The following is a 26,328-nucleotide window of genomic DNA, read 5'->3' on the forward strand; positions in this document are numbered from 1 at the left end:
TGAGCCGGGACGATGGTCGACACGAGGCGCGGGCCGGACGAGATTGCCAGCGACGTAGCGCGGCTTGCGCCGCTGTTCCTGCGACAGGCTGGCGGCCACGTCCTGACGCTGCTCGATCCTGCCGGGATCGTGCTGAGCTATAATGAAGAAGGCGAGCGTGCCGAATGCTGGCCCCTCGATCGCGTCCTGGGACAGCCCCATGACCTGTTCTACCCGCCCGACGAGATTGCGGCCGGCCGCCCGTGCGCAGACCTGGCGGCCGCCCTTCACGAAGGCACGCTGGAGCGCGAAGCGTGGCGGGTCTGCGAGAACGGCGCGGAATATCTCGCGCGCCTGACGATCAGCGCCCTGTTCGAAGGCGACGCACATCGAGGCTTTGCCTGCATCAGTCGCGATGTCACCGACGAGGCGGCGGTCCGGGCGTCAATCGAGACCCGCGAGCAGCATCTCCAGTCGATCCTGGCGACCGTCCCCGATGCGATGATCATCATCGACGAGACCGGCGCCATCACGTCGTTCAGCGCGGCCGCCCAACGCCTGTTCGGCTATTCGGAAACCGAGCTCGTCGGCCGCAACGTCTCCTGCCTGATGCCCCAGCCCGATCGCGACCGGCACGACGAATATATCGCGCATTATCTCCAGACCGGCGAGCGCCGGATCATCGGCCTCGGCCGCGTCGTGGTCGGCCAGCGCCGCGACGGCTCGACCTTCCCGATGCAGCTGTCGGTTGGCGAGGCCGGTGAAGACGGGCAGCGGTTGTTCACCGGCTTCATCCGGGATCTCACCGCCAAGGAGCAGGATGAGCTCAGGCTCAAGGAACTGCAGGCAGAGCTGGTCCATGTCTCCCGGCTGAGCGCGATGGGCACGATGGCCTCGACCCTCGCGCATGAGCTCAACCAGCCGCTTGCCGCGGTCGCGCTCTATCTCGAGACGATCCGCGACATGCTCGACGAGCGGGACGACGAACCCTTCGTGTCGCTACGGTCGTTGATGGATGATGCGGCACAGGAAACGCTGCGGGCCGGCCATATCGTCCGGCGCCTGCGCGATTTCGTCGCCCGCGGCGAGGTCGACAAGAGCCTCCACGAGCTGCCGCGGGTCATCGCCGAGGCGAGCCAGCTCGCGCTGGTCGACGCCCGCGAGCGCGGCATCCGCAGCTTCTTTGCAGTCGATCCCGCCGCGACGCCGGTCCTCGTCGACAGGGTGCAGATCCAGCAGGTGCTGGTCAACCTGATGCGCAATGCCATCGAGGCGATGGCGGAGTGTCCGGTTCGCGACCTCAAGGTGGCGACCAGGTTGCGCCCTGACGGGCTGATCGAGGTGACCGTGGCGGATACCGGCCCCGGCATCGCCGACGAGGTCCGGGAGCAGCTCTTCACGGCGTTCAAGTCGACAAAGGCCGACGGCATGGGCCTCGGCCTTTCGATCTGCCGGACCATCATCGAAGCGCATGGGGGCCGTATCTGGATGGAGCGCCCCGACCGCGGCGGCGCGCGCTTTCATTTTACCTTGATCCATGCGCGGGCGGAGGAGGAACATGGGGGATAGACGCGTCATCCATCTGGTCGACGACGAGGAGAGCATCCGCAAGGCGGCGAGCTTTGCGCTCAAGACCGCGGGCTACGACGTCGTGACCTATGCCTCGGGCGTGGAGTTTCTCAAGGAGGCGAAGTCGGCGGCCGTCGGCTGCGTCATCCTCGACGTGCGCATGCCCAAGATGGACGGTCTCGAGGTTCAGGCCGCCATGGCAGCACGCGGGGTCAATATGCCGGTCATCGTCCTGACCGGCCATGGCGACGTGTCGGTTGCGGTGCAGGCCATGAAAGGCGGCGCGGTCGACTTTCTCGAGAAGCCCTTCGAGAAAGCCGCCCTGCTCGGCGCCGTCAGCCGCGCGTTCGCGCGTCTCGACGATGTCGACTTTCGCACTCTGGAAACCTCTGAAGCCGGCGTGCGGGTCGCTGCACTGACGCCCCGGGAGCGTGAAGTGCTGGAAGGGCTGGCGAACGGCCTGCCCAATAAGACGATCGCCTATGACCTGGGCTGTTCATCGCGAACGGTCGAGGTCCATCGCGCGAGCCTGATGGCCAAGCTCGAGGTCCGCAATTTGTCCGAAGCCCTGCGGATCGCCTTTGCCGCGGGCATGGGCCGCAAGCCGAAGTGACTGCGACCTCTACGTAGCGACGGGACGAGGCGCGATATGCGATCGATGGTGCAATCGTCACACGGGTGTCCGCTTCTCGCAATGCCATCGGTCCGTTCCACTCAGCATGATGGCAGATACACCATCCTCGTCTCCGACGACGATCCCGGCGTGCGGCGTGGCCTCCAGCTGCTGCTGAGATCGCGCGGCTATGCCGTGTGGGGATATACGACCGGCCACGCGCTGTTGGCCGACCCCCGCGCGAAGGAGGCAGACTGCGTCATCCTCGACTATCGCATGCCCGACATCGACGGATTCGCGATGCTGCGTCACCTTCGCGAGATCGGATGGTCGGGACGCGCCATCATGATCTCAGGCTTTCACGACACGCTGCTGGCCTGGCGGGCCGCCGAGGCGGGCTTCGATCACGTTCTCGCAAAGCCTTTGATCGGCAGGGCTTTGCTCGATGCGTTGGACCGGCACCGCGCCGAGGTTCTGCGAAAGCATTGAGTTATGGCGGCCGGCCCCCGGCAGCCTCAGCCCGGCGCGATGTGGAAAGCCAATCTGCGCCGTCAAAGCCAGTGGCTACGTTTGAACCGGATGTAGAGCCCAATGCAGACCGCAGCGATGACGCCGAGGATGACGAAATATCCCCATTGCGTCTTCAGTTCGGGCATATTCTCGAAATTCATGCCGTAGATTCCGGCAATCGCGGTAGGCACCGCGAGGATCGCAGCCCGGGCGGCAAGCTAACGGGTGATCGCACCTTGGCGCTGCTGTTCGAGCAGGTGACTCGCCTCGAACACCGAGATCAGGATGTCGCGGATGCCGGTGATGGCGCTCTCAACCCTGAGCATGTGATCGTCGAGCTTCGAAATCTGGTGGCCGTTGTCGGCACCTTCCATGGCAAGCGGATGAAGGCCGTAATTCCCGGCGATGTCGGCAAGTTCTGTTTCGCTGGGCTGGGACATTTTGATCCACACGAAGTCATCCTTGCCGACCTGCTCGCACGCCGGATCGATCAGGGTCGCCGGCCGTAGCCGTTTGCCATTGTGACAAAGAACGGCGGCGGCGACCGGAAGCCGTGTGCCTCGCCTATTGAGACGCGCGCACAAACACTCGTCATTCTTCAAGCCCAATCGCAGGAAGAAGAAGGCGGCGCGCAGCAATTCGAGCGAGAGCTTATAGAAAATGCGGCGGAGCGTTGGGTTTCGCAGAAGGCCGCTCCCGTTCATGACGCGCGTGGCTGGGCGGCGCGCTGCCACATCAAGGGCACGCAGACTGCGAAGGTCTGCGCACCCTTGATTGGCGACCGCGAGGGTTTTCCTCTCTTGCGATGGTACCAAGCGATTGCCCGTGTGGCGCCTCTGCAATCGTGTCGGATGACTATACCTAAGTATCGGATAACGGCGCTGACGACAGGGTTGCCGGGCCCCGGTGAGGCGCGTCGCACCGCGCGGAGACGAAAGCTGGAAGACGGAAAAGCTCAACTGTCGAAAGCGACCGAGCGCGCGAGCGCTTCCTGGGACTGCAGAAAGGCGAGCCGCGATTGCAGCGCCGCCTGGACAACGCCGAAAGCGTCACCCCCCAGAGTCACGCGCAGCGGCGGATGGTCGCTGGTTGCGACATCAACGATCGCTTGCGCGATCTTTTGCGGGTCGAGCGTGTAGAGCTCGTTTCCGGCGGTCTCGAACATCTTGCGGATATGGCCGGCGGGCGTATCGCGATACGCGGCGATCTCGCTGGCGAATTGCAGATTGTGGCTGAAGCTGGTGCGCGCCCCGCCCGGCTCGATCAGTGTCACGAACAGGTTGAAGGGTTCAAGCTCCTGGTGGAGGCATTCGCTGAAGCCCTCCAGGCCCCATTTGGCCACATGATAGAGACTGCTCGTCGGAAGCGAGCCCTGACCACTAGCGCTGGAGATCTGGATGATCCGGCCGCTCCCGCGCAGCCGCATGGCGGGGACAAAGGCGCGGGTGATGTGGATGGGCGCCATGAGATTGAGCGCGATCTGGCCTTCGACCTCGGCGTCCGACATCTCTTCGGTGGCGCCGATCACGCCGCCGCCGGCGTTGTTGACCAGAATATCGACGGGTCGACGCGCCTGCGCCCGGGCCACGACCGCAGCAATATCGTCCTTGACCGTGACGTCGAGCGCTTCGACGCGCAGCTGGCTCGGATATTTCGCCGCGAGATCATCGAGGCTTTCGGGCTTGCGGGCCGTCGCGGTAAGGTCGTCGCCAGCGGCCAGGATCAGTTCGGCCAGATGGCGGCCGATGCCGCTGGACGCGCCCGTGAGAAACCAGTGATTGGACATATGTTACTCCATATATTACCAACTGGTAGGCAACTTGAAACCTGGAATGCGTCAATGCTTGGAGGTGTGATGAAGCAACGAACCCGGCGGAATGCCGCACAGAGCCGCGAGACGCTCCTGGCTGCAGCGACCGAGGAGTTCGCGTCCCATGGGCTGGCGGGCGCGCGGATCGACCGGATTGCGCAGGCGGCGGGTATCAGCAAGCCGATGCTCTACACCTATTTCGGGGACAAGGAGGCGCTCTTCGATGCCGCGCTGACGCAGGAAGTGATGGACGCGGCGCAGGCCGATCGCTTCGATCCCAATGATCTTGAGGGTTATGCGGGGCGCACCTATGACTTGCTGGTCGAACGCCCGCGCCTGTGGAGGCTGCTGACCTGGCATCATTTGGAGCGTGGCCAGGATGTTCTGATGCTCCCGGCCGGCGAGGTCCTTCTCGGGGAGAAGCTGGACGGGATCGCAGCGGCGCAGGCCGAGGGGCGGATCGTCGCCGACTTCACGCCCCTGGATGTCGTCCGGCTTGTCGCCGCCCTCACCCAGCTCTGGTGCATGACCGGAGCTGCACGCGACGCTGCCGAGCACGCGGCGCGCCGGGCGACGATCATGCGGGCGGTGGGGCGACTGCTGCGCGTGTGATCGTGCGAGGCGCGAGCTGCACGCCCGCGCGCCGACCGGGACACAGCAAGCATTTTTCGCAACCTGCCGTACTGCCCAGCGGCAAAATCAGGGCGGCTCAAGCACAAGCCGGCCCGTCGGCTCCGCGGATGCGATCGACGTTCGAGGACTGCGCCGCCACTGCCGAACCGGATTGGATCATCGCCAAGTGACCCAGTGGCTGCGCGACGATCTCAGGTCGCCGGACTCGTCGCACGACGTTTCGTCAGGAGTCGTTTCATCTGCCTCAAAAGGCGAACCTGCGGCTCAATCCGGAAGAAGGCGCGACACATCCAGGAAACGAGGATCAAATGCGGTCCGCATCGGTATTACTTTCCCTGGCGCGTGCAAGCTCAGCAAAGGACTAATGTTCCCGGAGCATCTCTAGCGCTATACCTAGGTATATCACGCCGACACCAATAACATGTGATCATGCCGCTTCGCATTCTTGCCGGCCAAATGTCCCGATCATCAAATCGAAGCGTGCGAGGCTGTATTACCATATGATATTCTATCTCCTATCTCAGCAGCTTTGCAAATGAGCGCTCGCAAAAATATCTCTTCAGTCATGAGGGTTCGACGTCTGGCGTGCGTATTATAGCTATATCTATATCTAAATTTCACGAGAATAAGGTATTGGAAAAACAGGAAAAATACTGTTGACCTGTATATACAACTGATGTTGTCTGTGGCTGTTCTAAAACGTCAGGGGGATTGCACATGACCATCAGGATGGCCCTGCTCGGCAGCGCCGCCATCGTCGCGGGCTACGCCGCGCCGGCTCTCGCTCAGGCCGATCCGACACCGCAGCCAAAAGCACAAGTCCTGGGGGATGACAGCGACATCGTCGTTACCGGCTCACGAATCCGTCGGCAGGATCTGGCCGGGGTTGGACCGGCCACCGTGGTCACCGCCGAGCAGATCCAAAATACCGGCATCGTCAATATCGAAACCGCCTTGCAGCGTTTGCCGGCCAATGCCGGCTTCGCGGGCAACCAGACATCGGCCTACTGGACCAACAACGGTTATGGCACTGCTCAGGTCAATCTGCGCGGCCTCGGCATCAAGCGCACACTCGTGCTCCTCAACGGCCGACGCCTCGTCGCGGGCGGCACCGGCGCCAATTCCTCACCCGATCTCAACATGATCCCGGTCGTGGCGCTGGCACGCACCGATGTCCTCAAGGATGGCGCGTCCGCTATCTACGGGGCCGATGCCATGGCCGGCGTGGTCAACCTTGTCACGCGCACCGATTATGAAGGCCTGGGTCTCAGCGTCCGACAAGGCATTACCGAGCGCGGCGACGGCTCCGATCTCACCGCGGACCTACTTTGGGGCATTCGCAACGATCGTGGCGGGTTCATGGCAGCAGTCACCTACCAGAAGACCAGCGCCGTCAACATGGCCTCGCGTGCGCCCTGCTCGCTCGCTGAAACGACGCCGGGCTCGCTGAGCTGCGTCAACAGCGCCTCGACGATCGGCGGACGCGCGGTGCTGCCCAACGGCCAACAGATCAACTTCAACCAGGTACCCGGAGGGAACGGGAACTTCTACGAGCCTTACAGTCCCGCCAAGCACAACTTCAACTCGAACCCGTTTCTCAATGCGGTCAGCCCAGTCGAGCGCGTCAGCACGGCCTTCTTCGCGGACTATGCGCTGACCGACGGTATCCAGGCGTTCGGCGAGTTCCTCTATACGTTCCGCAAGTCGAATCAGATCGCGACACCCGGCACGCTGCGCAATCTCTCGATACCAGCCAGCAATCCGACCAATCCGACCGGCCAGAACCTGGTCCTGGCCCAGCGCCGCCTCGCCGAACCCGGCGCGCGCCACTTCTTCCAGGAGACCGATACCTGGCAAGGCACCTTCGGGCTGCGCGGCAAGCTGGCGAACGACTGGGCCTGGGAAGTCGCGGGCAGCTTCGGGCGTAACACGGCCGTCGACGGCTCGACCAACATCGCCAATCTCGAGCGCGTCGCGAACACGCTCGACAGGAGCAAATGCTCCAGCACGGCGGGCGCGGCCATCCCCTGCGGTGACTATCTTGGGTTCGGAGACCTGACACCTCAGGTTCTGGATTATATTCTGTTCACCTCGCGCGATCGCGGAGGCAACGAACTCGGCACGGTCACGGCTGACCTCAACGGCGATCTCTTCTCCCTTCCAGCCGGCGCGGTGTCCTTCGCCACCGGCGTGGTCTATCGGCGCGAAAAAGGCTGGCGCGATCCCGACCCGTTGACGGTGCTCGGCGTGGCGAACGTCAATCAGCAGGATCCTATTTCGGGCTCGAGCACCGCCAAGGAAGCCTATCTCGAGCTATCGGTGCCGGTGCTTGCCAACACAGCTTTCGCCAAGGCGCTCACGCTCGATGGCGCAGTCCGCTACTCAGACTATAATCTCTTCGGGAGCGACTGGAATTACAAGCTCAGTGCCGACTGGGTAGTCAATGACAGCATCCGTCTGCGCGGCACTTATGGGACGGGCTTTCGCATTCCCAACGTGCCGGAGCTTTTCGGCGGCGTCTCGGAAGGCAATCTGACCACGACCGATCCCTGCTCGCGCTACACCTCCAGCGGCAACGTGACCTTGATCGCCAATTGTCAGGCGTCCGGTGTGCCGGCCAACTATACGCAGCTCGGCACCACGATCCTCACCACAGTGGGCGGTAACCAGAGCCTTCGGCCCGAAAGCTCCACGACCTGGACCGTTGGTACGGTGATATCGCCGCGCGGCATCATCCCAGGGTTGTCGCTGACGGCAGACTGGTTCGACATCAAGATCAAGGACGCGATCCGGGCCATTCCCGGCTCGACCAAGCTCGCAGTCTGCTATGCGAGCCAGAACCTGTCGCACCCGTTCTGCAGCGACTTTACGCGCAGCGCGCTGACCGGCGAGGTCACTTACCTCTCCGCCCAGCCCATCAACACCGGCCGCGAGGAGATGAATGGTCTCGATCTGGGTCTGGTGTACAGTGGTGCGGTGGGCGAGGTGAAGATCTCCTTGGATCTCAACATGACCTATCTCAACAAATATGTCGTAAACCCCTTCCCCGGCGGCGCGCCGATCTATTTCGACGGGTTTATCGGGGGCGGCAATGGCGGCTATCCGAAATGGCGTGGTTATGGCGTGCTGACGGCGGAGAAGGACGGCATCAGCGCGACCTGGTCGACACAATGGATCGGCAAGGCTACCGACTTCAACGCATCGGCCGGCGACATCGGCTACCGCACGCCGAACGTCTTCTACCACAATCTTCAGCTTGCCTTCGCGATCGACGAGAAGACACGTTTCCAGATCGGGGCCGACAATCTGTTCGACCGCAAGGCGCCCTATATCCAGAGCTTCACCGATGCCAACACCGACACGATGACCTATGATCTGCTCGGACGGCGCTTCTACGCCGGCTTCCGAACCGCGTTCTGAAGGGCAGCACATGGCAATTCGCTGGCCTTTGGTCATCCGCCGGACGCACAAGTGGCTGGCCCTGATCGTCGGCGTCCAGGTTCTGCTCTGGACGCTGACCGGCTTCTATATGGTGGCCGTCCATATCGACATCATCCATGGCGACGATCTGGTCCGCCCACCGGTCGTCGCCCCCATCGACCTTGCGAGCTTCGTCCCGCCGGTGCGGATTGTTCAATCGGCTCCCGACGCGTCCGAGATCCGCCTGCAACGGTTCATGGATCAGCCCGTCTGGCGCGCGCAAACCCCGGGTGGTCCAAGACTCTTCGATGCAGGTTCGGGACAGCCCATCCCCGATTTGAGCGAGGCACAAATCCGCGCCGCCGCTCGGCGCATCTACAGCGGCACCGGGGACATCGTCGCAGCCCGGCTGCTGACGACGGCGCCACTGGAAATGCAGGCGCGCAAGCCTCCCTATTGGCAGGTCGAATTCGATGCCTGGAACCGGCCAACCCTGTATCTCTCTCCGCAGACCGGTGAGCTGATCTCGCGCCGCCATGCGCTGTGGCGCGTGTTCGATTTCGCGTGGATGCTGCACATCATGGACTATGACGATCGCTCCGACGTCAACAATCCGCTGCTGCGCGTGGCGACCTGGAGTGCCCTTGCCATGGCGCTGGCCGGGGCTTGGCTGCTGCTTTGGTCGTTCCCGCGGCGCAGGAAGAAGAAGGCATGAAGAAAATCCGGTTCACCCCGCTCTTTTTTCGGCGCATCCACAAATGGGTCGGCCTGATCCTGGGCGTGCAGTTTCTCCTTTGGGCTCTGAGCGGCTCGATGATGGCCTTGCTCGATCAGGAGAAGGTCGGCGGACACAGTGCGCAGGCCAGCCATCAGCACGCCCTACCTGCCGGTGACTATATTGCGCCGGCAAAGCTCGCTCTTGATGGTCCCGTGCTCGGCATCGCCTTGCGGTCCCTTGCCACACGCCCCGTCTACGAGCTTCGATCCACCACGGGCACGCGGCTAATCGACGCGACGAGCGGCGCCCCGGTTCGGGTCGACGAGCAGGTCGCGCGCGACGTCGCGACGATGGTGAATGAAGCACCGATCCGCAAGGCAACGTTGCTCGCCGAACCGAATGTGGAAGCGCGCGAGCACGAAGGCACCATGTGGCGACTGGATTTCGCGGACGCAGAGAACAGCAGCGCCTACATCTCCGCCGACACCGGCCGATTCCTGGTCATGCGCGGCGACACATGGCGCACCTGGGATTTCTTCTGGATGCTCCACAACATGGACTATGTGAACCGCACCAGCTTCAATCACCCGCTGATCGTCTTCGTTGCGTTCGGTACTTTGTGGCTGTCGGGGACGGGCTTCTACCTGCTGTTTAAGAGCTTCAGTCGCGCCGACGTGCGATGGTTGCGGCGCAGGCGCAAATCGGCCGTCAAGTTGGGCGCGGGCTGATCGCTAGGTCCCAACAGAAAAAGCCGCCGATAGCTCGAACCGATTGCCCGGGTGCGTGAGCCAAGCGTGCGATACGAGACGTCCGCGACTCCAGGTTCTGCGCGTCATCATTAGCACTGGTTCTCCTTCAGCGAGGCCCAGCATTGTTCGCATGGCTGTATCCGGCATCGCCGCGCACACCCGGTGCTCTACTCGCTCGAGCGGGGCAACACGTGTCAGATATTCATTCGGCGTCGAGGCGCTGAAATCCCTCTCTCCGTAGCGTGGCGCAGCAGATGCCAGTACAAAGCGCTCCTCGACCTGAATTGGGAATTCGGTCTCGTGATGGACGATAAGCGAATGGAAGAGGCGCGTGCCCAAGCCGACTTCCAGCAGAGCTGCCCTTTCCGCATCAGCCCGTATCTCGATATTATAAATGACGCGCGCGCGATAGGCGTGGCCCCTGCCGCGCACCTCCTCCGCGATGTTGCGGATCTCGATCAGCTGCCCGATCGGCCGGGGCTCGGCGACAAAGCTGCCCCGCCCCGCCCGCCGTACCACGACACCGGCCGATTGCAGTTCCCGCAACGCCCGGTTTGCGGTCATGCGCGAGACTTTGAACGTCTCGACGAGCTCGGCCTCTGACGGCGTCTGGTCGCCGGGCTTCAGGCGACCTTCCCGGATGTCCTCGAAAATGCTGTCTTTGATCGCCACATAGCGAGGTTGCTTCTCCGCACCGGCAGCGTCGACCGCGGGTTCGCCCACAGAAGCAGCTTTCGTCCGGGGAGCGGATGCGCGGCTATGGGGGCGAGCGGGAGCATGCATCAAATGACTATACAGGTGGGGGCGAGCAAGTCCCAGTCATTCAAACAGGAAATCACCAGCGAGAGCCGAGGCGTGCGTGATCAATGCCGCGCGAAGACCTTCTGGCCCGAACTGCCGAACGACACCACCGCATAGGGTTGGCGGGCGGCGCCTGCCACTTCCATGCCCTCCGAGCCGATCGGCATCCCCGCCACCGCAATGCCTCTGACGCCTACGGGACGGGTTGCCAGCAGGCGCTTGATATCGGCGACCGGGACATGGCCCTCGATCAGATAGCCATCAACCATCGCGCTGTGGCAGGATGCCAGCGTGCCCGGCATGCCGGCCCTCCGCTGAAGCGCCCCGCGCGACGCATCGTCGCGCATGATGACCGTGCGGCCCAGCTTCGCGCGAAGCGCCTGGGCCCACTTCTCACAGCATCCACAACCCGGGTCCCGGTGGACGACGACATCATTCGCCGCAAGCGCTGCGCCGGGCAGGGCGAGGAACAGCAAGGCGGCAGAAAGACGGGTCTTCATGAACGGCTCCTGGAAGCATGCGATAGGGTTCCTAATGATCTATACGCATTGATGCCCCCTACCCCTCATCACGCTGAAGATTTCACGATGGCGCGCGGCCTCCAGGCGAGCGGCAAGGACACAAGCAGCGCCAGCGACAGACCACCAATCCCCCACAAGACTAAGTGCTGCGCCCCGGGAGCGACGACGGCGATCGCCAGCGGCGCGAGCGCCTGCCCGATGCTGGCGGCGGAATGCTGGAGACCGAGCTTCAGACCTGAAGGGGCTGCCGCACCGCTGATCCAGAAGCTGGTGACCAATCGAAGGGTTGCCGAGCTCCAGCCGGCAGCAACGATGATCCCACTGAGTTCGGCCATGCTCGCGGCGACAGGGAACAGGAAGAGCGCCGCAGCCAGCAGGCCGAGCGTCAGCCCCGCAAGCCGCCTCGGCATGGTCACCAGCCAATCGAGCCTCGCATGGAAGATCTGTGCTGCCAGCATGCCCAATCCGCAGAGACTGAGCATCCAGGCGATCTCTTCGCGGCTCAGCGAAATGACGCTCCGCGTCACCAGGAGATTGACATGCATCGCCGCCAGCCCGCCGCCCGCGACGATCGTGACGAAAAGCAGGATCAGCGTCGCGCCGAGCGTCGGCGCGGGCAGGTCTCCGCCATCGATGCAAGGTGCACACCAGCGCGGCAGACGCACGGCGCAAAGCGCCGCCCCGACGGCACCGATGCCGAAAGCGAGGATCATGAGGGGAGCGCGGGGCAGGATCGCGGCCGAGACCTCCGCCACCAGCGGACCGGCGAGATCGCCCAGAAACAAGAAGGCGGTCAGCCAGGTGAAGCGCCGCGCCTGGTCCGCGCGCTCGTTTGCGGCAAAGCTCGCGCAGAGCAAGCCCAACGGTATGATGGCGGCCGACGCCATCCCCGCCACCAGGCGCAATGCATAAAGCTCAGGCAGCCCGACGAGGCCGATCGGCGCGGTCACCAGGGCGAGGATGACCAGCGCTGCGCGCAACATCGCCCGATAGTCGACCCGGTCCGCGATCCAGCCCCAGAGCGGCGCCGCCAGCAAGGCTGCCAGGGGATGGACCGCGGTCAGGCTCGCGACATGAAAATCATGAGCGCTTGACGATAGCGCGCCACGAGCCGGGTCGACCAGTGCCGGAAGGAAGGCGAGAATGGCCGTCTGTCCCGCCGACGCCGCAGCCGCCGCGAGCAACAAGACGAAAAAGGAGGCCGGCCAGCGACCGTTGGCTTGCGATCCAGCCTTGTCACGCGGCGCGTTCGCGGTCGATCCCTCGAGTGGCCATCCGCGGATCACCACCAGGCGCGCAAGCCGATCACTAGCCTGTGTTCGGAAGGCCCTTCCCTGCGCAGGCGACGGAAATCGGCCGTGCCGTCAAATGCGCGCTCCCAGACGAAGCCGATATAGGGCGCGAACTTGCGCGACACCTCGTAGCGCAACCGTCCGCTCAGCTCGACATTGCTGAAGCCGCTGCCGAGCTGCCGATCGCTCGACCGCTTCGAATAGATATTGGTTTCCACCTGCGGCGTAAGGATCAACCGATTGGTGAACAGGACCTCATAGGAGGCCTTGGCGCGCGCCGCGAGACGCCCATCGGTTCCTACATAGCCGGTGAGCTGGACGTCGAACCAATAGGGCGCCAGTCCCTCGACGCCGGCGGCGAGCCAGGTGGTCGCACCCTTGCCGAGATCCTGCCTGACCCCGAGCAGCGTGCCCCAGAACGGGTTCTTGCTGTGCCACCACAGCGCCTCGACGCTGCTCTCCGGATCGAGACGTTGGTCGCGGGAGTTCTTGAGCCCCTGGCTGCGCAGCCAGAGCTTGTCATTGTCCTGACCCTTGGTGACGAGCACGGTCCAGCCCACGCCCTGACCCTCGTTGCCGCTGGTGAACTCGAGCTCATCCACAAGTATCTTGGGGATCGAGAGCTTGTCGGCCATCTCATAGCCCGGCAGCGTCGAGTTGCGATAGCCGTCGGCATAATCGTCCGAGTTGCGCGCGTCCGGCGGGGCCTTGCCACCCTGCATCGAGCCCATGTCCATCGTGGCGCCGTTACCGGACGCCTTCGTGTCGGTCATATCCATGCCCGGCATGTCCATGCCCGCATGCTCCTGAGAGCCTTGCGCGGAAGGTGAGTTTGGATCGGGAGTGGCCGTTTGGGCAGGGGTGGCGGCGGGCGACGGGGGCAAGGCATCCTGCGCGAGGGCGGGAGCCGTGATCGCCGGCGCCAGGAAGAGGGCAACGCCAAGAGCAATGCCGCGCGAGGGGATAATCCGGATCATGCGACCACCACCTCCCGGAACATGCCGGCCGCCATGTGATAGAGCAGATGGCAGTGGAAGGCCCATCGGCCCATGGCGTCGGCGGTGACGCGGAAGCTCACCCGCTGGGCGGGCTGGACCACGACCGTATGCTTGCGGACCTGGAAGGCGCCGTCCGGGCCTTCGACATCGCTCCACATGCCGTGCAGATGCATCGGATGCGCCATCATCGTGTCGTTGACGAAGGTGACGCGCAGCCGCTCGTTCGGCTTGAAATGCAGCGGCCGGGAATCGTTGAGCTTGATGCCGTCGAGCGACCAGATGAACCGTTCCATATTGCCCGTCAGATGCAGCTCGATGTCGCGCTCGGGCTCGCGCGGGTCGGGATCGCCGCCCGGCGTGCGCAGATCGGCCAGCGTCAGCACGCGCCAGCCGCGCCCGCGCAGCCCGGCGCCGGGATCGTCCAGATTGGTGCGGGGATAGTCGACGCGCATGTCGGTATTGGCGCCATATTCGGTGCGGGCGTGCTGTGCCCTGGCCGGCATCTCGGTCATGCCGTGCCCGGCATGCGCGTCGCCTCCCATTGCGCCCATCGTCGCCATCGCGCCCATCATGTCGACCGGCTCGAGCCAGGTCCGGGCATCGAGCGGCGGCACGGCTGCCGCCATGCCCGGAGCCGGTGCGATCGTGCCGCGGGCATAGCCGCTCCGATCGATCGCCTGCGCGAAGATGGTGCGGGCGCCGCCCTCGGGCATGGTGAACTCGACGTCATAGGTCTCGCCCGGGCCGATCCGGAATTCCTCGACCGTGACCGGCTCGACCGGCTGCCCGTCGGCCGATACGACCGTCAGCTCGACCCCCGGGATCCGCACGTCGAAGAACGTCGCCGTCCCCGCGCCGACGAAGCGCAGGCGCACGCGTTCGCCGGGCGCGGCGATACCGGTCCAGTTGCCGGCGGGCGGCGCGCCGTTCATCAGATAGGTGTAGGTCGCGGCAGAGACATCGCTGTAGTCGGTCGGGTTCATCCGCGAGCTGTTCCACATCCGCCGCCGCTCGAGCGCCTTCCCAAGGCCCATGGCGCCGACATCCTTGAGGAAGTCGCCGGCTGTCGGCTGCGCAAAATTATAGTAGCTGCTCTGCTTCTTGAGATTGAGGAAGATCTGCAGCGGCGGCTCGTCCGACCAGTCGCTGAGCACGATGCAATAGTCGCGATCGGGCGCCCGCGCCGCCGGCGCCTGTTTCGGCTCCACGATGATCGCTCCATAGAGTCCCGTCTGCTCGGCGAGCGTGTGAGCGTGATACCAGTAGGTTCCGCTCTGGCGGACCTCGAAGCGATAGGTGAAGGTCTCGCCCGGCGCGATGCCGGCAAAGCTGATGCCGGGCACGCCGTCCATCTCCGCCGGCACGATGATGCCGTGCCAATGGATGCTCGACATCTCCTTGAGGCCGTTGCGCACACGGAGCGTGACCGTGTCGCCTTCGCGCAGGCGCAGGACCGGCGCGGGCACGCTGCCGTTCACGGCGGTCGCGATACGGCGTTTGCCGGTGAAGTTGACTGGCAGCTCGGCGATCTCGAGGTCGAACTCGGTCCCGCTAAGCTCGGCGGGCGAGACTGGGGCGGATCGCGCGAGAAGCGCCGGGGCGAAGCCGGCAACCGCGCCGCCGATCGCCAGCCCCTGGACGAAACGGCGCCGTGCGATCGGCCGGATATGTAAGGGAGACATGAACTGTACTTTCGCGAAGTCGGGTTCAGGCGAGGTCGAGGACGATCCGGCCCTCGATGTCGCCATGGTGCATGCGGGAGAAGACGTCGTTGATGTTCTCCAGCTTGTCTGCATGGACCGTGGCCTTGACCTTGCCGTCGCCGGCGAACGCCAGTGCCTCGAGCAGATCGAGCCGCGTGCCGACGATCGAGCCTCGCACGGTAATGCCGTTCAGCACGGTGTCGAAGATCGACAGCGGGAAGTCGCCCGGCGGCAGACCATTGAGCGCGACCGTGCCGCCGCGCCGGACCATGCCGAGCGCCTGCTGGAACGCCTTGGGCGAAACGGCGGTGACGAGCGCTCCGTGCGCGCCGCCTATCGCCTTCTTGAGCGCTGCCGAAGGGTCCTCGCTGTGCGCGTTGACCGTCAGTGTGGCGCCAAGGCGTGTAGCGAGGTCGAGCTTGCTATCGTCGATGTCGACCGCGGCCACATTGAGACCCATGGCACGGGCATATTGCACCGCCATGTGGCCGAGCCCGCCGATCCCTGAGACGACCACCCACTCGCCGGGTCGGGCCTCGGTGGCCTTCAATCCCTTGTAGACGGTGACGCCCGCGCAGAGGATCGGCGCAATGTCGAGGAAGTCGACATTGTCGGGAAGGTGACCAACATAGTTGGGATCGGCGAGGACATATTCGGCAAAGCTGCCATTGACCGAATAGCCGGTGTTCTGCTGTTCGTGGCAAAGCGTCTCCCAGCCACCCAGGCAATGCACGCAATGCCCGCAGGCGGTGTAGAGCCAGGGCACGCCGACCCGGTCGCCTTCCTTCACATGGGTGACGCCCGCACCGACGGCGGCGACATGCCCGACGCCTTCATGGCCAGGAATGAAGGGCGGGTTGGGTTTGACCGGCCAGTCCCCTTCTGCCGCGTGCAGGTCGGTATGGCACACGCCGGTTGCCGCAATCTTGACCAGGATCTGCCCGGGGCCGACCGTCGGGATCGGCGCGTCCTCGATGACCAGGGGCTTGCCGAATTCGCGGACGACCGCCGCCTTCATGGTTTTCGCCATGTCCGTTTCTCCTTTTGAGCGAGGGGTCAGAACAGGCCGAGCGCGTGCTCGTCATAGGAGACGAGCAGGTTCTTGGTCTGCTGATAATGGTCGAGCATCATCCGGTGATTTTCACGCCCGAAGCCCGACGCCTTGTATCCGCCGAAGGCGGCATGGGCGGGGTACTGGTGATAGCAGTTGGTCCAGACCCGCCCGGCCTCGATCGCGCGGCCCAGACGGTAGGCGGTGTTGCCGCTCCGGGTCCAGACGCCCGCGCCAAGACCGTAGGCGGTGTCGTTGGCAAGTGCGATCGCCTCCTCGACCGTCTTGAAGGTGGTGACCGCCAGGACGGGACCGAAGATCTCCTCCTGGAAGATGCGCATGTGGTTCTGACCCACGAACACGGTCGGCTGTACGAAATAGCCCTGGTCGAGCGCACCGCCCGGCAGCGCCTTGGCGCCACCGACCAGACACTGCGCGCCCTCGGCCTTGCCGATATCGATATAGCCCAGGATCTTGTGGAGCTGGTCCTCCGACGCCTGCGCGCCGACCTGGACCGAGGGGTCGAGCGGATCGCCCTGGCGGATCGCGGCGACGCGCGCCACGGCGCGCTCGATGAAGCGATCGAAGATCGACTCATGGATCAGCGCGCGCGACGGGCAGGTGCAGACCTCGCCCTTGTTGAACGCGAACAGCGTGAAGCCTTCGAGCGCCTTGTCGAAGAAGGCATCGTCCTCGTCGAGCACGTCCGCCATGAAGATGTTGGGCGACTTGCCGCCAAGCTCCATCGTCTGGGGGATCAGATGGTCGGCGGCCGCATGCATGATCTGCTTGCCGGTGACGGTCTCGCCGGTGAACGAGACCTTGGCGATGCGCGGATTGGCGGCGATCGCCTGGCCGACGGTCCGTCCCGGGCCGGTGACGACATTGAGCACGCCGGGCGGCAGGATGTCGGCGGTGAGCTCGGCGAACATCAGCAAGGTGAGCGGCGTCTGGGATGCGGGCTTGATGACGGTGCAGTTGCCCGCCGCCAGCGCCGGGGCGATCTTCCACGCCGCCATCAGCAGCGGGAAGTTCCACGGGATGATCTGGCCGACGACGCCAAGCGGCTCGCGAAAATGATAGGCGATGGTGTCGGCATCGATCGTCGAGATCCCGCCTTCCTCGGCCCGGATGCAGCCGGCGAAATAGCGGAAATGGTCGATCGCGAGCGGAACGTCGGCAGCGCGCGTCTCGCGGATCGGCTTGCCGTTGTCGATCGTCTCGGCAAGCGCCAGCAACTCCATATTATCCTCGAGCCGGTCGGCGACGCGATTGAGAATCCTGGCGCGGTCGGCGGGCGAGATCCTTGCCCATTGATCCTTGGCGGCGTGCGCCGCATCGAGCGCGCGCTCGACATCTTCCGGCGTCGACAGCGCAAACTCGGCGATCTGGGCGCCATTGATCGGGCTCGTGTCCGCGAAATACTCGCCGCTCGCTGGAGCGCTCCATCGACCACCGATGAAATTATCATAGCGGTGTCGGAAGGACGCCGCAGCATTGATGGTCCCGATCGCCTTCTCGAACATCGCCTGTCTCCATCTTTACCGATGCCTGATGAAGTAGGCCTTCTGATGAGACGGCCTATAAGTAAGTTCCGCAGACAAAAATCAGGCAGAGTTTTTACGAAGCGCCAGGCTGGACACGCAAAAGAAGCCGATGATTTTCTCATCAGCTCATAGATTATCTCGTCGCCTAAGCAGGCAATGGCTCTCGCCATTCAATCGCGGCGCAGAGGTCACTGAAGTTGATCCGGCCATGCTTGGTCGGACCTCTTAATCGTAAGCGCGGACCCGCAGCTCGGTGCCAACTCCTGGAGCTTTACGCATCGCGGGCTCCTCTCTCTCGCGGTGGACGCCTGCTTCTCGTTATGAAATCCTAGAAACTTGGAACACCTCTTGAAGAACAGGCCCGCCGCGGGGGCAGCGGCGGGCCCTCAGCCCCAGGGGTCTGTTCTCGGGGCTGGAAACCTCACATGTCGCTCATCGGCTTGTCGGCCATAGGCGTGGCCGGTTTCTTCTTGGCGGCCGGCTTTGCCTTTTTCATCGGCATCTTGCAGCAACCGCTCTTGGGCTTGCCAGCCTTGCTCGAACCGCTCCCCTGCGACGAGCCACCAGACATTCCGGCCATGCCCGCAGCGCCCTGCTGGCCTTGCGGCTTCTGCATGCCGGCTTGGTGATCCTGCATCATTTGGTCGTGCATCTGCTGCCCTCCATGATCCATCCCCTGCTGATGGGCATGGGCGGTGGATGGCTTCGGCTGCGCAGGGGCGTGCTGGGGCGCGGCGGGTGCCGATTGCGCCAGACCCGCGCCAGCGAAGTTCAGGGTCGCCAGGCAGCCGATCGCGCCGACTAGAAGTTTCGTCTTTCGCATTGTGGTTCTCCGCATGATGAGTCCTTGCCCGATCGCCGTTTGCGACCGCGACCATACCGACCCCTCATGCGGGCTTGGCCCTTTGGTCTGAATACGTAAGTTACGAATCCGCACTGGATCAGGACTGGCAGGCCCGCGATCTTGCGGGCGAAACCATGGTCCAAGGGTCCAGCGGATTCATGACTGCATCGCATTAAAGCTCGTGCAGACCTTTATTCTGAAACGCAATTGGCCCGCCGGGGAAACGGCGGACCAACGTTGCGGCCCGGTCAAACGATACCAACGCCTTGTATGGTGAGGCTTTGATCAACCGACCTCTGATGGGCTTTTGGTTCAGCACCCCCCGCCCGACCGATGCGACATGTCAGAAGCCCCCTCCTGGCTCCCCGATTCCCGCATGGCCATCCGGTGGCCTCGCATCATCTCACCGTGCATCTGGTCCTTGCCGTGCCGCATGCCCTCCATATGGGCCGTGCCGGACTGAGCCGGCGCAGGCTTGGCCTTGAGCGTCTCCTCGAGATCCGGCATGTCCGACGGCATGCCATCGGCGAGAACAGGCCCGGCACCGAGGGCAAGGAGGCCGAGGGCTGCGAGCGAAGTGATAACTACCGTTTTCTTGCGCACTATCGATTCCTTCAAGTCTGGTTTCCGTTCGACCGGCTTCAGATCCGGTCGTTTCTCGCTCCTCCGGGAGCTTGCCCTTGAGATGGTATCGGTCCTGACCCGGCAGTATACGTAATATGCGAAGCGGGTGGTCAGCCGGTCATGTCCGCCATCATTCGGCAGCTCGCCGCGCATTTCTTGCAGGTGGCCGAGCAACGCGCGATCCGCTGGTCCTCGCTATGACGCCCGCATTCCTCGGCGCAGCGCTCGCAAGCATCGGCGCAGGCGCGGCACAGGATGCGGTGCAGAGCCGATTCCCGCAGCATCGAGTTGGCTGTCGCCTGGCACAGTTCCGCACAGTCGTTCAGCATGGCGATCAACGACGCGCTCGCCAGCGCGCTGCTTTGCTTCGTCAGCCAGGCGGCGGTTTCGAGGCACATGCGGTGTGAAGCCAGGCAATCGTCGATGCAGTCCGTCATCGACATCGCCATCCCTTCCATTCGATGCTGCTGCCCCGCCGCCGGCGCAGCCAGCGTTCCGGCGGCGGCAAGGCCGGCGCCCGCCATCAGCAATTCGCGTCTCTCGATCATCATGCACCCTCCATCGGCTATCCCTTGCGCGGTGTGCCGCATCCGGCGGCCTCAGCCGTCGCCGGCGACCCATCCGACGCCGCACGCGCCTTCTCCCGCGCCATCCGGGTTTCCTCCCAGGGCCAGTGACCGTTGATCTCGACCCCGAGCGAGATGCTCAGGAAGGTCCGCACCAGCACAAGCCCGGCCAGCACGATGAGATCGTCGAGCGTCGGGTTGATCACCAGCGACTTGACGATGTCGCCGGCGACCAGAAATTCCAGGCCGAGCAGGATGCTGCGGCCGAGCGCCGAGCGGAACGTGCTATAGGCCTCGGTTCGGTCGCCCGCCCTCGCCCGCCGCGCAAACAGAAAGGTTGCGAGCCCCGCGCCGACCAGGATGGTCAGCGTGCCCGCCAGTTCCAGGCCGATCACGGCGAGCCGGAAGAAGGCGCTCAGCCAGTCGGCCTCAATGGTGATCATACCAGCCTCGCTTGCGGATATTGTTGAAGCTGTCGGTGGCGTGACAGGCATAGCATTGGTCGACGCGCGCCTTCGATCCGGCTGCGCGCTGCGAGACCATGCTGAAATGCTCCATGAAGTGACTGGGCGGCGCCTTATGGCACTCGGCGCACTGCGTCGAATTGACCGATGGATGGCGGTAATTGGCGATCTTCCAGCTGTCGGTCTTGTGGCAGCTCGCGCAGTCGGTGCCGAACAGGCCCTGGTGCGGATCGCGGAACGCATGGCAGCTCGCGCAATTGAGCGCGGTCTCGGGGGTCAGGCTTCGAGTGTTTGTCGACATGCCCGCCAAAGGCTGCCGCCACTTCGCCATGTCGAGCAACGCGGCGTGATCCATGCGGATGATGCCGCGCTCTCCCTCATGTTCGACGTGGCAGGAGGTGCACTGCGTCGCTTTCGCGTGGAACTGCGTCGACTGCTTCGTCCCGAAATCGGTGCCCGCATGGCAGGTGAGACAGGTCCGGGTTTCGACGCCCTTGCCCGGCGTGTGGCAGGCCGTGCATTGGCCGGCAAAGGACTGGTGCGCGCTCGAGAGCGGGCCGGGCGAGACGAGCTGCGCCACCAGGCCGGCATCCCTCGGCGCGTCCGATCGCATCCGGATCGCGACCGCGGCGACCATCACCAGCAGGGCTGCGATGAAGACGGCGTAGGAAAGACGCTGCCAGCTCATAGCCAGCGCAGCCCGTAATAGATCGCCGCGCCGACGTGGAGCGCGAGCAGCGCGAAGATGAGACAGCCCAGCAGGATGTGCAGGAACCGCCACCGCGCGAACAGGGTGTTGGTTGCCTCTTCGGCACGGATCGCGAATTCGGTATCGGCCAGCGCTGCGGCGATCCCCGCCTTGTCCTGGGGGCGCTGGCCCGCGGACGCATCCCCGGCGACGAACAGATAGCGCTTCCAGCCCGACAGCGGCGGGGCTGCGGTATCGGCCTGCGTCGGCGCCGCCGGCTCCTCGAGGAAGGCGGCGCGAAGCGAGGCCAGTTCTGACCTGCGTCCGCGCAGCGCCCGACCAAGCTGGGCAAGCAGGTAGCGGCCGATGAAGCCGGTGATGACCGTCATCAGCAGGAGGACGGTCAGAAGCAGGCCGACCGGGCTTTCGAGCTTGTGCGCGGCGTGGACCAGACCCAGGATCGGCGCCAGCACGCCGGCATAGATGTGGATGGCGAGCAGGGTTGGCTTGCTGACGACCCGGGAGAGCGCCTTGTCGACCCAGGCGATGTGCTTGGCCGCGACATAAGGAAGCGTCAGCAGCATCAGCACGAGCGCTGCGATCCCGATGATCCCGCCGGCCAGGCTACCCGGAAAGCGGGGCGACACATGCACGAGATAGCCGAACGGGAACAGCAGCAGGAACGCGACCAGCAGGCCCACGGCAATGTCGCTGCGTTCGCGCATCAGGCTTCGACCACGAGCGGCGTGCCCGTCCCCTTCGCCTGGCACGCGAGCACATAGCCTTGCGCCTTGTCGGCGGGCGCAAGGCCGGATTCGACCTCCATCGTCACTTCGCCCTGCAGCAGCTTGACCACGCAGGCGCCGCATGTGCCCGCACGGCATGCATAGGGGATCTCGACGCCCGCGCCCTCGGCCGCCTCCAGCACGGTCTCGTCCGCGGGCAAGGCCGCCGACACCCCCGACACGGAGAAGGTCACCGTGCTCGGCGCCACCTCGGCGCTCGGGGCCGGCTTATCCGCTGGCGGGGGCGCGGGCTTGACCTCGAGATCCTCGTGGTCGGCCGGCAGCGAGGCCGGACCGAACGCCTCGGTGTGCAGCTGCGCGTCGGGGACGCCGAGTTCCGCCAGCACGCCGCGCATCGCGCCCATCATCGCCGGCGGGCCGCACATATGGATGCGCCGGCTCGCGATCTCCGGCACCGCGGCCAGGATCATCTCGCGCGTGATCGGCCCTTCGGGGCCCATCCAGACGGTGCCGGGCGCGCGCTGCATCGCGGCGACGACATGGAGGTTGGGAAAACGGCGTTCGAGCCGCTCGAGCTCGTCGCGGAACACGAATTCCTCGGTCGACCGTGCGCCGTAGAAGAAGAAGATATCACCCTTCCACGCGGTGTCGGTGAGATAGCGCAGCACCGACATCATCGGGGTGATGCCGACCCCGCCCGCGATCAGCACGATGCTCTGGGCATCCGTTCCCGTGAAGGTGAAGGCGCCGAACGGTCCGCTGACCTTCAGCAGATCGTCGGCGACGACCTTGTCGTGCAGGTATCGCGAGACCACGCCCTGCTCCTCGCGCTTGACCGTCAGTTCGACATAGGCCCGCTGGGTCGGCGAAGAGGCGATCGTGTAGGAACGGCGCGCGGTCTTGCCCGCTTCGGGCTCTACCTCGACCTGCAGGAACTGGCCCGGCAGGAAGTCGAACGGCAGCCGGTCGGCGGTCGGGTCCGCGAGCCGGAAGGTCAGCACGCTCGGCGTCTCTCGCACGATCTGGACCACGCGCAGCTGCCCCGCCCAGCTTTTGGGCTTGCGCAGCGACGCCCCAGCGGGTGCGGCCGCATTGCTCGGCGCGAGCCCGGCGCTGTCGGCAACGGGTGCAGGCGCGGGCGCAACCCTGGTAGCGGGAGGGGCAGCCTTCGGCTCCGGCTTTGCTGGAACCTTGGCGGTGGCGACACCGCCGGCGATCGCCCCGATCCGCCGCAGGCGGAAGATCTGCAGCGCGATAAGCGTGGCGCTCACCAGCCCCAGGAACAGCATGAGAAGGAGGTGCGAGGGCGAGATGCCGAACCAGTGATCGGCATGGCCGGGCGCGGCCTGGTCGATGTCGAGCTGATCGCGCAGCCAGGCAAGCCCGACCTCCCGGGGCGGCTGCAAGCCCCCGATCGCGCCCTGCGCGGCGGTGCCGGAGCGGAACAGGTCGGTTCCCTCGCGCAGGCGCCGCGCCGCATCGAGCCGGGCCGAGACCGTGGTCGCACGCGCGCCGTCGGCCGAGGCGGCGTTGATCATCGCCAGACCCGTGCTTACCCGTTCGCCGGCCTGCGCAGCGACCCGCTGCCTTGCCGCTTCGTCAAGCGCGGGAAAGGCGAGCAGCTGCGAGATGAAGCCGGTCCGGCGCGATTCGTGGCCGTGCTCATTCTCCCCTTCCCCATTGATCATGCGATCCATCATGGGGTTCATCATCTTCGCCATGTCCGACGACCCCGGCTCTGCCGGTGCGGACATGCCCCCGCCGGCCGGCATGCCTGCGCCATGATGCGTGGCATGATCCTCGCCCTCCTGCGCGCCCGCGCTCGCGGACAGGCTGAGAGCGATTGCGCAGCCGAGGCTCAAGCGTCGAAGGCTGATCCGCCTGGACATCCTCATCCCCTTAGTGTGCGAGCCTACATATCCTTTATCGGCATCGCCGCATTGCCCGGCGCGGGATCGGGTGCCGGCGCGGTCTGGTTGCCGGCCCCGGCGCGCATCGCGTCATGGTCCATCGCCTGACGGTGATGCCGCTCCATCTCGGCCTGGTTGCTCATCGCGTCCATCGGCGCCGCGTCTGCAGCGTTGCCGCTGTCGGTCAGGACCGGGGTGGCGGCGACGCTGTTCGCCGCGGGCGGCACCGTCTGGTCGGCCTGGCGGTCGCAGCCCGAAAGCGCGAGCGCCAGCAACAGGCTTCCGCCGACAAGTGGAAGGGCTTTCTTCGCATGGTCGATCATGGCTTTGCTCCTTGGCTTGAAAACTGTGTCCGGGCGCCATCCCTGGCGTCCGGACCGGCTCATTGCGCGCTGCGCAGAATCCGGAGACACCGGTCGTGCGAGAGGTTCATCGGGTTGCGCCCCTGCCCCTTCATCTCGCCATGATCATGCGGCGTCTGGAGACCCATATTGCCCTCCATCGCCCGGCAACTCTCGACCTGCGCCGAGGTCGGCCGCGTGGTCACACAGGCGCCTAGAAGCAGCGCCGGCGTGAGGACGGCGATCAAACGCATTTTCTTCATGACAAAACCCCTTTCGCTCGTGGTGATCGTTCGTCCTGCGCTGCCTGATGTTTCTTGTTATGCTGCTGGTCTTTCCGCCGCGCCGTCAGGAAGGCGAGGATCGGGCAATCGGAGACCGGCACTTCGCCCGGGCATTCGTCGGCGAGCATCCGCAGCATGTCGCGGATATCCGACAGGCGCTCGAGCCGGGCTTCGGCGTCCGCGATCTTGGCAAGCGTGATATCGAGCACGGCCTGGGCATGCGCGGTGTCCGACGCCCTGAGTGCCAGCAGCTGCCGGGCCTGTTCGAGTGTGAAACCAAGCTCCTGCGCCGAGCGGATGAAATTGACGCGCTCGAGGTCGGTCGCGTCGTAGAGCCTGTAGCCCGCTGCCGTGCGCGCGGGCTCGCGCAGCAGGCCCATCCGCTCATAATAGCGGATCGTATCCCGCCCCACGCCTGCGGCCGCGGCCAGTTCGCCGATCTTGAAATTGCCCATGTCATCCGCTCGATCATGCCGGTTGGACCATGGTCCAGGGTCAAGCGGTTTCGCTTTGACCCCGAACGGTCTCCTCGTCGCCGGCGGCCCGCTGCCCCGACGCGTCGCAGGGCAGCCCGTGCCGCCGGGCCACCGGCTTGTCAGTTCTTGCGAAGCTCGACGATGTCGTGCCTGGCAGGCGTGCCGTCGGCGACGGACACGTGCGCGAAGTGATCGTCAAAGATATGGTCGATCGTCACATGGCCGACGAGCTGGCGGTGATAGGTCGGCGCCACGCCCTTGGACGGACCCGGATGGGTCACGACGCGATAGACCTCGAGCTTCTGGCCGACCTCGGCGCCATCGGCCTTGCCGATGCAGACGACCGTGCCGTTGCTGCCCGTGTCGACGATCGAGCCGCGCATGAAAAGGCTGTGCCCGATGCCCTGGGCCATAGCGGGGACGGCAGCAAGCATCGAAATGCCGGCAAGCGCGACCATGAGAGTTTTTCTGACCATATTCACCTCCTTGGATGGTAAGCCACCGCCCGGACTTTGCCGAGGGGAAGAGCGTCTCTTCAGGCTTGGGACTACGGTCCCGGGTCCAGCCTCGATATACGTAGAGGCCGCAGCCGATCTTCTTCCCCGGGCCGGATCTTTATTGACGCGGAGTTGACGGAATCAGCCGTCAGCACTTCAAAATCCGCGCGGCGCGAGACTTTGGTTGGCTGCGCCCGCGAAACCCGCTAGATATCGAGGCCCGTGAAACGCCTGCTCGCCCTCCTGCTCGTCATCGGAGCGCTGTCCGGTCTCTTCGGAGCCCAGATGGCGGCCGCGCACAGCGTGCCGCAGGCGGCAGGCGCGCCGCTGGCCAAGGGCATGGATGCGGACTGCATGGCGATGATGGCCAAGCAGCAGCCTGCGCCCAGCGAAAAGCCCTGCAAGGGCCTGACGCTCGATTGCATCGCCGCGATGGGGTGCGTGATCCCGCTGGTCGCAGCGGACCTGGCAGGCGGCGTTGCGCCTGCGCGTCTCTACGACGCGCCCAGCTTCTGGACGACCGACACGATATTGACCGGCAAGGCGGTTGCGCCCGAGCCGGATCCTCCCACCAGCCTTGCCTGATTGAACGAGCACGGGCTGCGCGCATCGATCGATGCGTGCGCGCCCGGTTTCCTTCTTTTCAGTCAAAGGTTTTCGTGATGATCAAACTGCTTCCGGCCGCCCTTGTGGCGGCCCTCAGTCTCGCCGCGCCTGCGCTTGCAACCGACGCGAGCCGCACGCCGCAAGGCCATTGGGAATGGCGGTCGGCGCCGCAATATGGTCCGCGGGCGACTGGCCCTGCGCGTGTCCGCATATGGGTGCCCGACAGCCGGGACATGGCCAGCTGCGATTGCGCGATGATGCAGGCAAGCGCCGCCGACTGCATGCGCGGCGCAGTCAGGTCGGACAAGGGCTAAACCCGCTCCGGAGCGGCGCGTCACATCTTGGCGCGCCGCCTCTGTCATGAGGGG

The 26,328-nt window shown here is 64.9% G+C and carries 31 protein-coding genes; 10 read left to right on the forward strand and 21 right to left on the reverse strand.

Annotation, left to right across the window (positions count from 1 at the left end; translation table 11 throughout):
• The first annotated feature begins 12 nt into the window (after positions 1 to 12).
• From ACI6S0_RS24720 to ACI6S0_RS24730, 3 genes are all read left to right on the forward strand, one after another.
• Complete coding sequence (locus ACI6S0_RS24720; RefSeq protein WP_020820520.1) at positions 13 to 1,548, forward strand: PAS domain-containing sensor histidine kinase; 1,536 nt, start codon at positions 13 to 15, stop codon at positions 1,546 to 1,548.
• The gene (locus ACI6S0_RS24725; RefSeq protein WP_020820519.1) at positions 1,538 to 2,161 is read left to right on the forward strand and encodes a response regulator transcription factor; all 624 of its coding nucleotides are present in this window, start codon (positions 1,538 to 1,540) and stop codon (positions 2,159 to 2,161) included. The genes ACI6S0_RS24720 and ACI6S0_RS24725 overlap by 11 nt, the downstream gene beginning before the upstream one ends.
• Before the next feature lie 81 nt (positions 2,162 to 2,242).
• The gene (locus ACI6S0_RS24730) at positions 2,243 to 2,650 is read left to right on the forward strand and encodes a response regulator (protein ID WP_007683354.1); all 408 of its coding nucleotides are present in this window, start codon (positions 2,243 to 2,245) and stop codon (positions 2,648 to 2,650) included.
• A gap of 62 nt (positions 2,651 to 2,712) precedes the next feature.
• Here the strand turns inward: ACI6S0_RS24730 and ACI6S0_RS24735 are convergent, their stop codons facing one another.
• The 3 genes from ACI6S0_RS24735 to ACI6S0_RS24745 form a co-directional block, all read right to left on the reverse strand.
• Positions 2,713 to 2,832 (reverse strand): CorA family divalent cation transporter, encoded by a 120-nt coding sequence (locus ACI6S0_RS24735; protein WP_016743852.1) that lies wholly within the window; start codon positions 2,830 to 2,832, stop codon positions 2,713 to 2,715.
• A 57-nt stretch (positions 2,833 to 2,889) separates the two neighbouring features.
• Complete coding sequence (locus ACI6S0_RS24740; RefSeq protein ID WP_234831445.1) at positions 2,890 to 3,375, reverse strand: hypothetical protein; 486 nt, start codon at positions 3,373 to 3,375, stop codon at positions 2,890 to 2,892.
• A gap of 251 nt (positions 3,376 to 3,626) precedes the next feature.
• Complete coding sequence (locus tag ACI6S0_RS24745) at positions 3,627 to 4,457, reverse strand: SDR family oxidoreductase (protein WP_020820517.1); 831 nt, start codon at positions 4,455 to 4,457, stop codon at positions 3,627 to 3,629.
• A gap of 69 nt (positions 4,458 to 4,526) precedes the next feature.
• On the opposite strand from ACI6S0_RS24745, the gene ACI6S0_RS24750 reads away from it, so the two are divergent.
• The 4 genes from ACI6S0_RS24750 to ACI6S0_RS24765 all read left to right on the forward strand — a co-directional run bounded on the left by ACI6S0_RS24750 (position 4,527) and on the right by ACI6S0_RS24765 (position 9,980).
• Positions 4,527 to 5,093 (forward strand): TetR family transcriptional regulator, encoded by a 567-nt coding sequence (locus ACI6S0_RS24750; protein ID WP_015449258.1) that lies wholly within the window; start codon positions 4,527 to 4,529, stop codon positions 5,091 to 5,093.
• A 738-nt stretch (positions 5,094 to 5,831) separates the two neighbouring features.
• A complete protein-coding gene (locus tag ACI6S0_RS24755; protein ID WP_015449259.1) occupies positions 5,832 to 8,534 on the forward strand; it encodes a TonB-dependent receptor domain-containing protein in 2,703 nt (900 codons plus the stop codon).
• A gap of 10 nt (positions 8,535 to 8,544) precedes the next feature.
• On the forward strand, positions 8,545 to 9,249 hold the full coding sequence (locus ACI6S0_RS24760) for a PepSY domain-containing protein (RefSeq protein WP_020820516.1): 705 nt from the start codon (positions 8,545 to 8,547) through the stop codon (positions 9,247 to 9,249).
• A complete protein-coding gene (locus ACI6S0_RS24765; RefSeq protein WP_004213137.1) occupies positions 9,246 to 9,980 on the forward strand; it encodes a PepSY domain-containing protein in 735 nt (244 codons plus the stop codon). Before ACI6S0_RS24760 ends, ACI6S0_RS24765 begins: the two co-directional genes overlap by 4 nt.
• Before the next feature lie 3 nt (positions 9,981 to 9,983).
• Here ACI6S0_RS24765 and hutC read toward each other — a convergent pair whose 3' ends face one another.
• From hutC to ACI6S0_RS24805, 8 genes are all read right to left on the reverse strand, one after another.
• The gene (gene hutC, locus ACI6S0_RS24770; RefSeq protein ID WP_230588639.1) at positions 9,984 to 10,673 is read right to left on the reverse strand and encodes a histidine utilization repressor; all 690 of its coding nucleotides are present in this window, start codon (positions 10,671 to 10,673) and stop codon (positions 9,984 to 9,986) included.
• Positions 10,674 to 10,864: 191 nt separating this feature from the next.
• Positions 10,865 to 11,302 carry a DUF411 domain-containing protein gene (locus ACI6S0_RS24775; RefSeq protein WP_020820514.1) on the reverse strand — a complete coding sequence of 146 codons (438 nt, stop codon included), beginning with the start codon at positions 11,300 to 11,302 and terminating at the stop codon, positions 10,865 to 10,867.
• Positions 11,303 to 11,370: 68 nt separating this feature from the next.
• Positions 11,371 to 12,612 (reverse strand): MFS transporter, encoded by a 1,242-nt coding sequence (locus ACI6S0_RS24780; RefSeq protein ID WP_015449261.1) that lies wholly within the window; start codon positions 12,610 to 12,612, stop codon positions 11,371 to 11,373.
• Positions 12,606 to 13,592: a copper resistance protein B gene (locus ACI6S0_RS24785; protein ID WP_009823975.1), complete on the reverse strand. Its 987-nt coding sequence runs from the start codon at positions 13,590 to 13,592 to the stop codon at positions 12,606 to 12,608. The genes ACI6S0_RS24780 and ACI6S0_RS24785 overlap by 7 nt, the downstream gene beginning before the upstream one ends.
• Entirely contained in the window at positions 13,589 to 15,295 is a 1,707-nt protein-coding gene (locus ACI6S0_RS24790; protein ID WP_007683343.1) for a copper resistance system multicopper oxidase, read from the reverse strand. Before ACI6S0_RS24790 ends, ACI6S0_RS24785 begins: the two co-directional genes overlap by 4 nt.
• A gap of 25 nt (positions 15,296 to 15,320) precedes the next feature.
• Positions 15,321 to 16,346, reverse strand: a complete 1,026-nt coding sequence (adhP, locus tag ACI6S0_RS24795) for an alcohol dehydrogenase AdhP (protein ID WP_007683342.1) — start codon at positions 16,344 to 16,346, stop codon at positions 15,321 to 15,323.
• 26 nt (positions 16,347 to 16,372) lie between these two features.
• Positions 16,373 to 17,893: an aldehyde dehydrogenase family protein gene (locus ACI6S0_RS24800; protein WP_007683341.1), complete on the reverse strand. Its 1,521-nt coding sequence runs from the start codon at positions 17,891 to 17,893 to the stop codon at positions 16,373 to 16,375.
• Between the two features lie 442 nt (positions 17,894 to 18,335).
• Entirely contained in the window at positions 18,336 to 18,554 is a 219-nt protein-coding gene (locus tag ACI6S0_RS24805; RefSeq protein ID WP_236617702.1) for a hypothetical protein, read from the reverse strand.
• Positions 18,555 to 18,578: 24 nt separating this feature from the next.
• On the opposite strand from ACI6S0_RS24805, the gene ACI6S0_RS24810 reads away from it, so the two are divergent.
• Entirely contained in the window at positions 18,579 to 18,719 is a 141-nt protein-coding gene (locus ACI6S0_RS24810) for a hypothetical protein (RefSeq protein ID WP_242003392.1), read from the forward strand.
• A 351-nt stretch (positions 18,720 to 19,070) separates the two neighbouring features.
• On the opposite strand, the gene ACI6S0_RS24815 is transcribed toward ACI6S0_RS24810, so the two are convergent.
• The 10 genes from ACI6S0_RS24815 to ACI6S0_RS24860 form a co-directional block, all read right to left on the reverse strand.
• Complete coding sequence (locus tag ACI6S0_RS24815) at positions 19,071 to 19,361, reverse strand: hypothetical protein (protein WP_013039105.1); 291 nt, start codon at positions 19,359 to 19,361, stop codon at positions 19,071 to 19,073.
• A 131-nt stretch (positions 19,362 to 19,492) separates the two neighbouring features.
• Positions 19,493 to 19,933: a four-helix bundle copper-binding protein gene (locus tag ACI6S0_RS24820; protein WP_007683338.1), complete on the reverse strand. Its 441-nt coding sequence runs from the start codon at positions 19,931 to 19,933 to the stop codon at positions 19,493 to 19,495.
• A 14-nt stretch (positions 19,934 to 19,947) separates the two neighbouring features.
• Positions 19,948 to 20,391, reverse strand: a complete 444-nt coding sequence (locus ACI6S0_RS24825; protein ID WP_007683337.1) for a DUF1622 domain-containing protein — start codon at positions 20,389 to 20,391, stop codon at positions 19,948 to 19,950.
• Positions 20,378 to 21,100 (reverse strand): hypothetical protein, encoded by a 723-nt coding sequence (locus tag ACI6S0_RS24830; RefSeq protein WP_007406380.1) that lies wholly within the window; start codon positions 21,098 to 21,100, stop codon positions 20,378 to 20,380. Before ACI6S0_RS24830 ends, ACI6S0_RS24825 begins: the two co-directional genes overlap by 14 nt.
• The gene (locus ACI6S0_RS24835; protein ID WP_007406424.1) at positions 21,097 to 21,825 is read right to left on the reverse strand and encodes a hypothetical protein; all 729 of its coding nucleotides are present in this window, start codon (positions 21,823 to 21,825) and stop codon (positions 21,097 to 21,099) included. Before ACI6S0_RS24835 ends, ACI6S0_RS24830 begins: the two co-directional genes overlap by 4 nt.
• Complete coding sequence (locus tag ACI6S0_RS24840) at positions 21,825 to 23,735, reverse strand: 2Fe-2S iron-sulfur cluster-binding protein (RefSeq protein ID WP_122129101.1); 1,911 nt, start codon at positions 23,733 to 23,735, stop codon at positions 21,825 to 21,827. Before ACI6S0_RS24840 ends, ACI6S0_RS24835 begins: the two co-directional genes overlap by 1 nt.
• Before the next feature lie 23 nt (positions 23,736 to 23,758).
• Positions 23,759 to 24,079: a hypothetical protein gene (locus tag ACI6S0_RS24845; RefSeq protein WP_122129102.1), complete on the reverse strand. Its 321-nt coding sequence runs from the start codon at positions 24,077 to 24,079 to the stop codon at positions 23,759 to 23,761.
• 59 nt (positions 24,080 to 24,138) lie between these two features.
• Positions 24,139 to 24,360, reverse strand: coding sequence for a hypothetical protein (locus ACI6S0_RS24850; protein ID WP_007406426.1), 222 nt, complete (start codon positions 24,358 to 24,360; stop codon positions 24,139 to 24,141).
• Entirely contained in the window at positions 24,357 to 24,836 is a 480-nt protein-coding gene (locus ACI6S0_RS24855) for a heavy metal-responsive transcriptional regulator (RefSeq protein WP_007406417.1), read from the reverse strand. The genes ACI6S0_RS24850 and ACI6S0_RS24855 overlap by 4 nt, the downstream gene beginning before the upstream one ends.
• A gap of 140 nt (positions 24,837 to 24,976) precedes the next feature.
• Positions 24,977 to 25,333: a hypothetical protein gene (locus tag ACI6S0_RS24860; RefSeq protein WP_004212653.1), complete on the reverse strand. Its 357-nt coding sequence runs from the start codon at positions 25,331 to 25,333 to the stop codon at positions 24,977 to 24,979.
• Positions 25,334 to 25,576: 243 nt separating this feature from the next.
• Here ACI6S0_RS24860 and ACI6S0_RS24865 point away from each other — a divergent pair, with 243 nt between their 5' ends.
• Together ACI6S0_RS24865 and ACI6S0_RS24870 are read left to right on the forward strand one after the other, a co-directional pair.
• Positions 25,577 to 25,939, forward strand: coding sequence for a hypothetical protein (locus ACI6S0_RS24865; RefSeq protein ID WP_007406428.1), 363 nt, complete (start codon positions 25,577 to 25,579; stop codon positions 25,937 to 25,939).
• 77 nt (positions 25,940 to 26,016) lie between these two features.
• Complete coding sequence (locus tag ACI6S0_RS24870) at positions 26,017 to 26,274, forward strand: hypothetical protein (protein ID WP_007683334.1); 258 nt, start codon at positions 26,017 to 26,019, stop codon at positions 26,272 to 26,274.
• The last annotated feature ends 54 nt before the right edge of the window (positions 26,275 to 26,328 follow it).

The organism is Sphingobium sp. DN12 (assembly GCF_051058005.1).
GTDB lineage: Bacteria > Pseudomonadota > Alphaproteobacteria > Sphingomonadales > Sphingomonadaceae > Sphingobium > Sphingobium yanoikuyae.

Bases quoted from the DNA above. Each gene is read 5' to 3' on its own strand.
- ACI6S0_RS24840 (WP_122129101.1), bottom strand. From the start codon at position 23,735: ATGTCCAGGCGGATCAGCCTTCGACGCTTGAGCCTCGGCTGCGCAATC.
- ACI6S0_RS24820 (WP_007683338.1), bottom strand. From the start codon at position 19,933: ATGATGATCGAGAGACGCGAATTGCTGATGGCGGGCGCCGGCCTTGCC.
- ACI6S0_RS24825 (WP_007683337.1), bottom strand. From the start codon at position 20,391: ATGATCACCATTGAGGCCGACTGGCTGAGCGCCTTCTTCCGGCTCGCC.
- ACI6S0_RS24760 (WP_020820516.1), top strand. From the start codon at position 8,545: ATGGCAATTCGCTGGCCTTTGGTCATCCGCCGGACGCACAAGTGGCTG.
- ACI6S0_RS24735 (WP_016743852.1), bottom strand. From the start codon at position 2,832: ATGAATTTCGAGAATATGCCCGAACTGAAGACGCAATGGGGATATTTC.
- ACI6S0_RS24765 (WP_004213137.1), top strand. From the start codon at position 9,246: ATGAAGAAAATCCGGTTCACCCCGCTCTTTTTTCGGCGCATCCACAAA.
- ACI6S0_RS24830 (WP_007406380.1), bottom strand. From the start codon at position 21,100: ATGAGCTGGCAGCGTCTTTCCTACGCCGTCTTCATCGCAGCCCTGCTG.
- ACI6S0_RS24835 (WP_007406424.1), bottom strand. From the start codon at position 21,825: ATGCGCGAACGCAGCGACATTGCCGTGGGCCTGCTGGTCGCGTTCCTG.
- ACI6S0_RS24745 (WP_020820517.1), bottom strand. From the start codon at position 4,457: ATGTCCAATCACTGGTTTCTCACGGGCGCGTCCAGCGGCATCGGCCGC.
- ACI6S0_RS24740 (WP_234831445.1), bottom strand. From the start codon at position 3,375: ATGAACGGGAGCGGCCTTCTGCGAAACCCAACGCTCCGCCGCATTTTC.
- ACI6S0_RS24730 (WP_007683354.1), top strand. From the start codon at position 2,243: ATGCCATCGGTCCGTTCCACTCAGCATGATGGCAGATACACCATCCTC.
- ACI6S0_RS24725 (WP_020820519.1), top strand. From the start codon at position 1,538: ATGGGGGATAGACGCGTCATCCATCTGGTCGACGACGAGGAGAGCATC.
- adhP (WP_007683342.1), bottom strand. From the start codon at position 16,346: ATGGCGAAAACCATGAAGGCGGCGGTCGTCCGCGAATTCGGCAAGCCC.
- ACI6S0_RS24860 (WP_004212653.1), bottom strand. From the start codon at position 25,333: ATGGTCAGAAAAACTCTCATGGTCGCGCTTGCCGGCATTTCGATGCTT.
- ACI6S0_RS24750 (WP_015449258.1), top strand. From the start codon at position 4,527: ATGAAGCAACGAACCCGGCGGAATGCCGCACAGAGCCGCGAGACGCTC.
- ACI6S0_RS24845 (WP_122129102.1), bottom strand. From the start codon at position 24,079: ATGATCGACCATGCGAAGAAAGCCCTTCCACTTGTCGGCGGAAGCCTG.
- ACI6S0_RS24810 (WP_242003392.1), top strand. From the start codon at position 18,579: ATGATCCATCCCCTGCTGATGGGCATGGGCGGTGGATGGCTTCGGCTG.
- ACI6S0_RS24790 (WP_007683343.1), bottom strand. From the start codon at position 15,295: ATGTCTCCCTTACATATCCGGCCGATCGCACGGCGCCGTTTCGTCCAG.
- ACI6S0_RS24800 (WP_007683341.1), bottom strand. From the start codon at position 17,893: ATGTTCGAGAAGGCGATCGGGACCATCAATGCTGCGGCGTCCTTCCGA.
- ACI6S0_RS24785 (WP_009823975.1), bottom strand. From the start codon at position 13,592: ATGATCCGGATTATCCCCTCGCGCGGCATTGCTCTTGGCGTTGCCCTC.
- ACI6S0_RS24855 (WP_007406417.1), bottom strand. From the start codon at position 24,836: ATGGGCAATTTCAAGATCGGCGAACTGGCCGCGGCCGCAGGCGTGGGG.
- ACI6S0_RS24720 (WP_020820520.1), top strand. From the start codon at position 13: ATGGTCGACACGAGGCGCGGGCCGGACGAGATTGCCAGCGACGTAGCG.
- ACI6S0_RS24870 (WP_007683334.1), top strand. From the start codon at position 26,017: ATGATCAAACTGCTTCCGGCCGCCCTTGTGGCGGCCCTCAGTCTCGCC.
- ACI6S0_RS24775 (WP_020820514.1), bottom strand. From the start codon at position 11,302: ATGAAGACCCGTCTTTCTGCCGCCTTGCTGTTCCTCGCCCTGCCCGGC.
- ACI6S0_RS24755 (WP_015449259.1), top strand. From the start codon at position 5,832: ATGACCATCAGGATGGCCCTGCTCGGCAGCGCCGCCATCGTCGCGGGC.
- ACI6S0_RS24805 (WP_236617702.1), bottom strand. From the start codon at position 18,554: ATGATGCAGGATCACCAAGCCGGCATGCAGAAGCCGCAAGGCCAGCAG.
- ACI6S0_RS24850 (WP_007406426.1), bottom strand. From the start codon at position 24,360: ATGAAGAAAATGCGTTTGATCGCCGTCCTCACGCCGGCGCTGCTTCTA.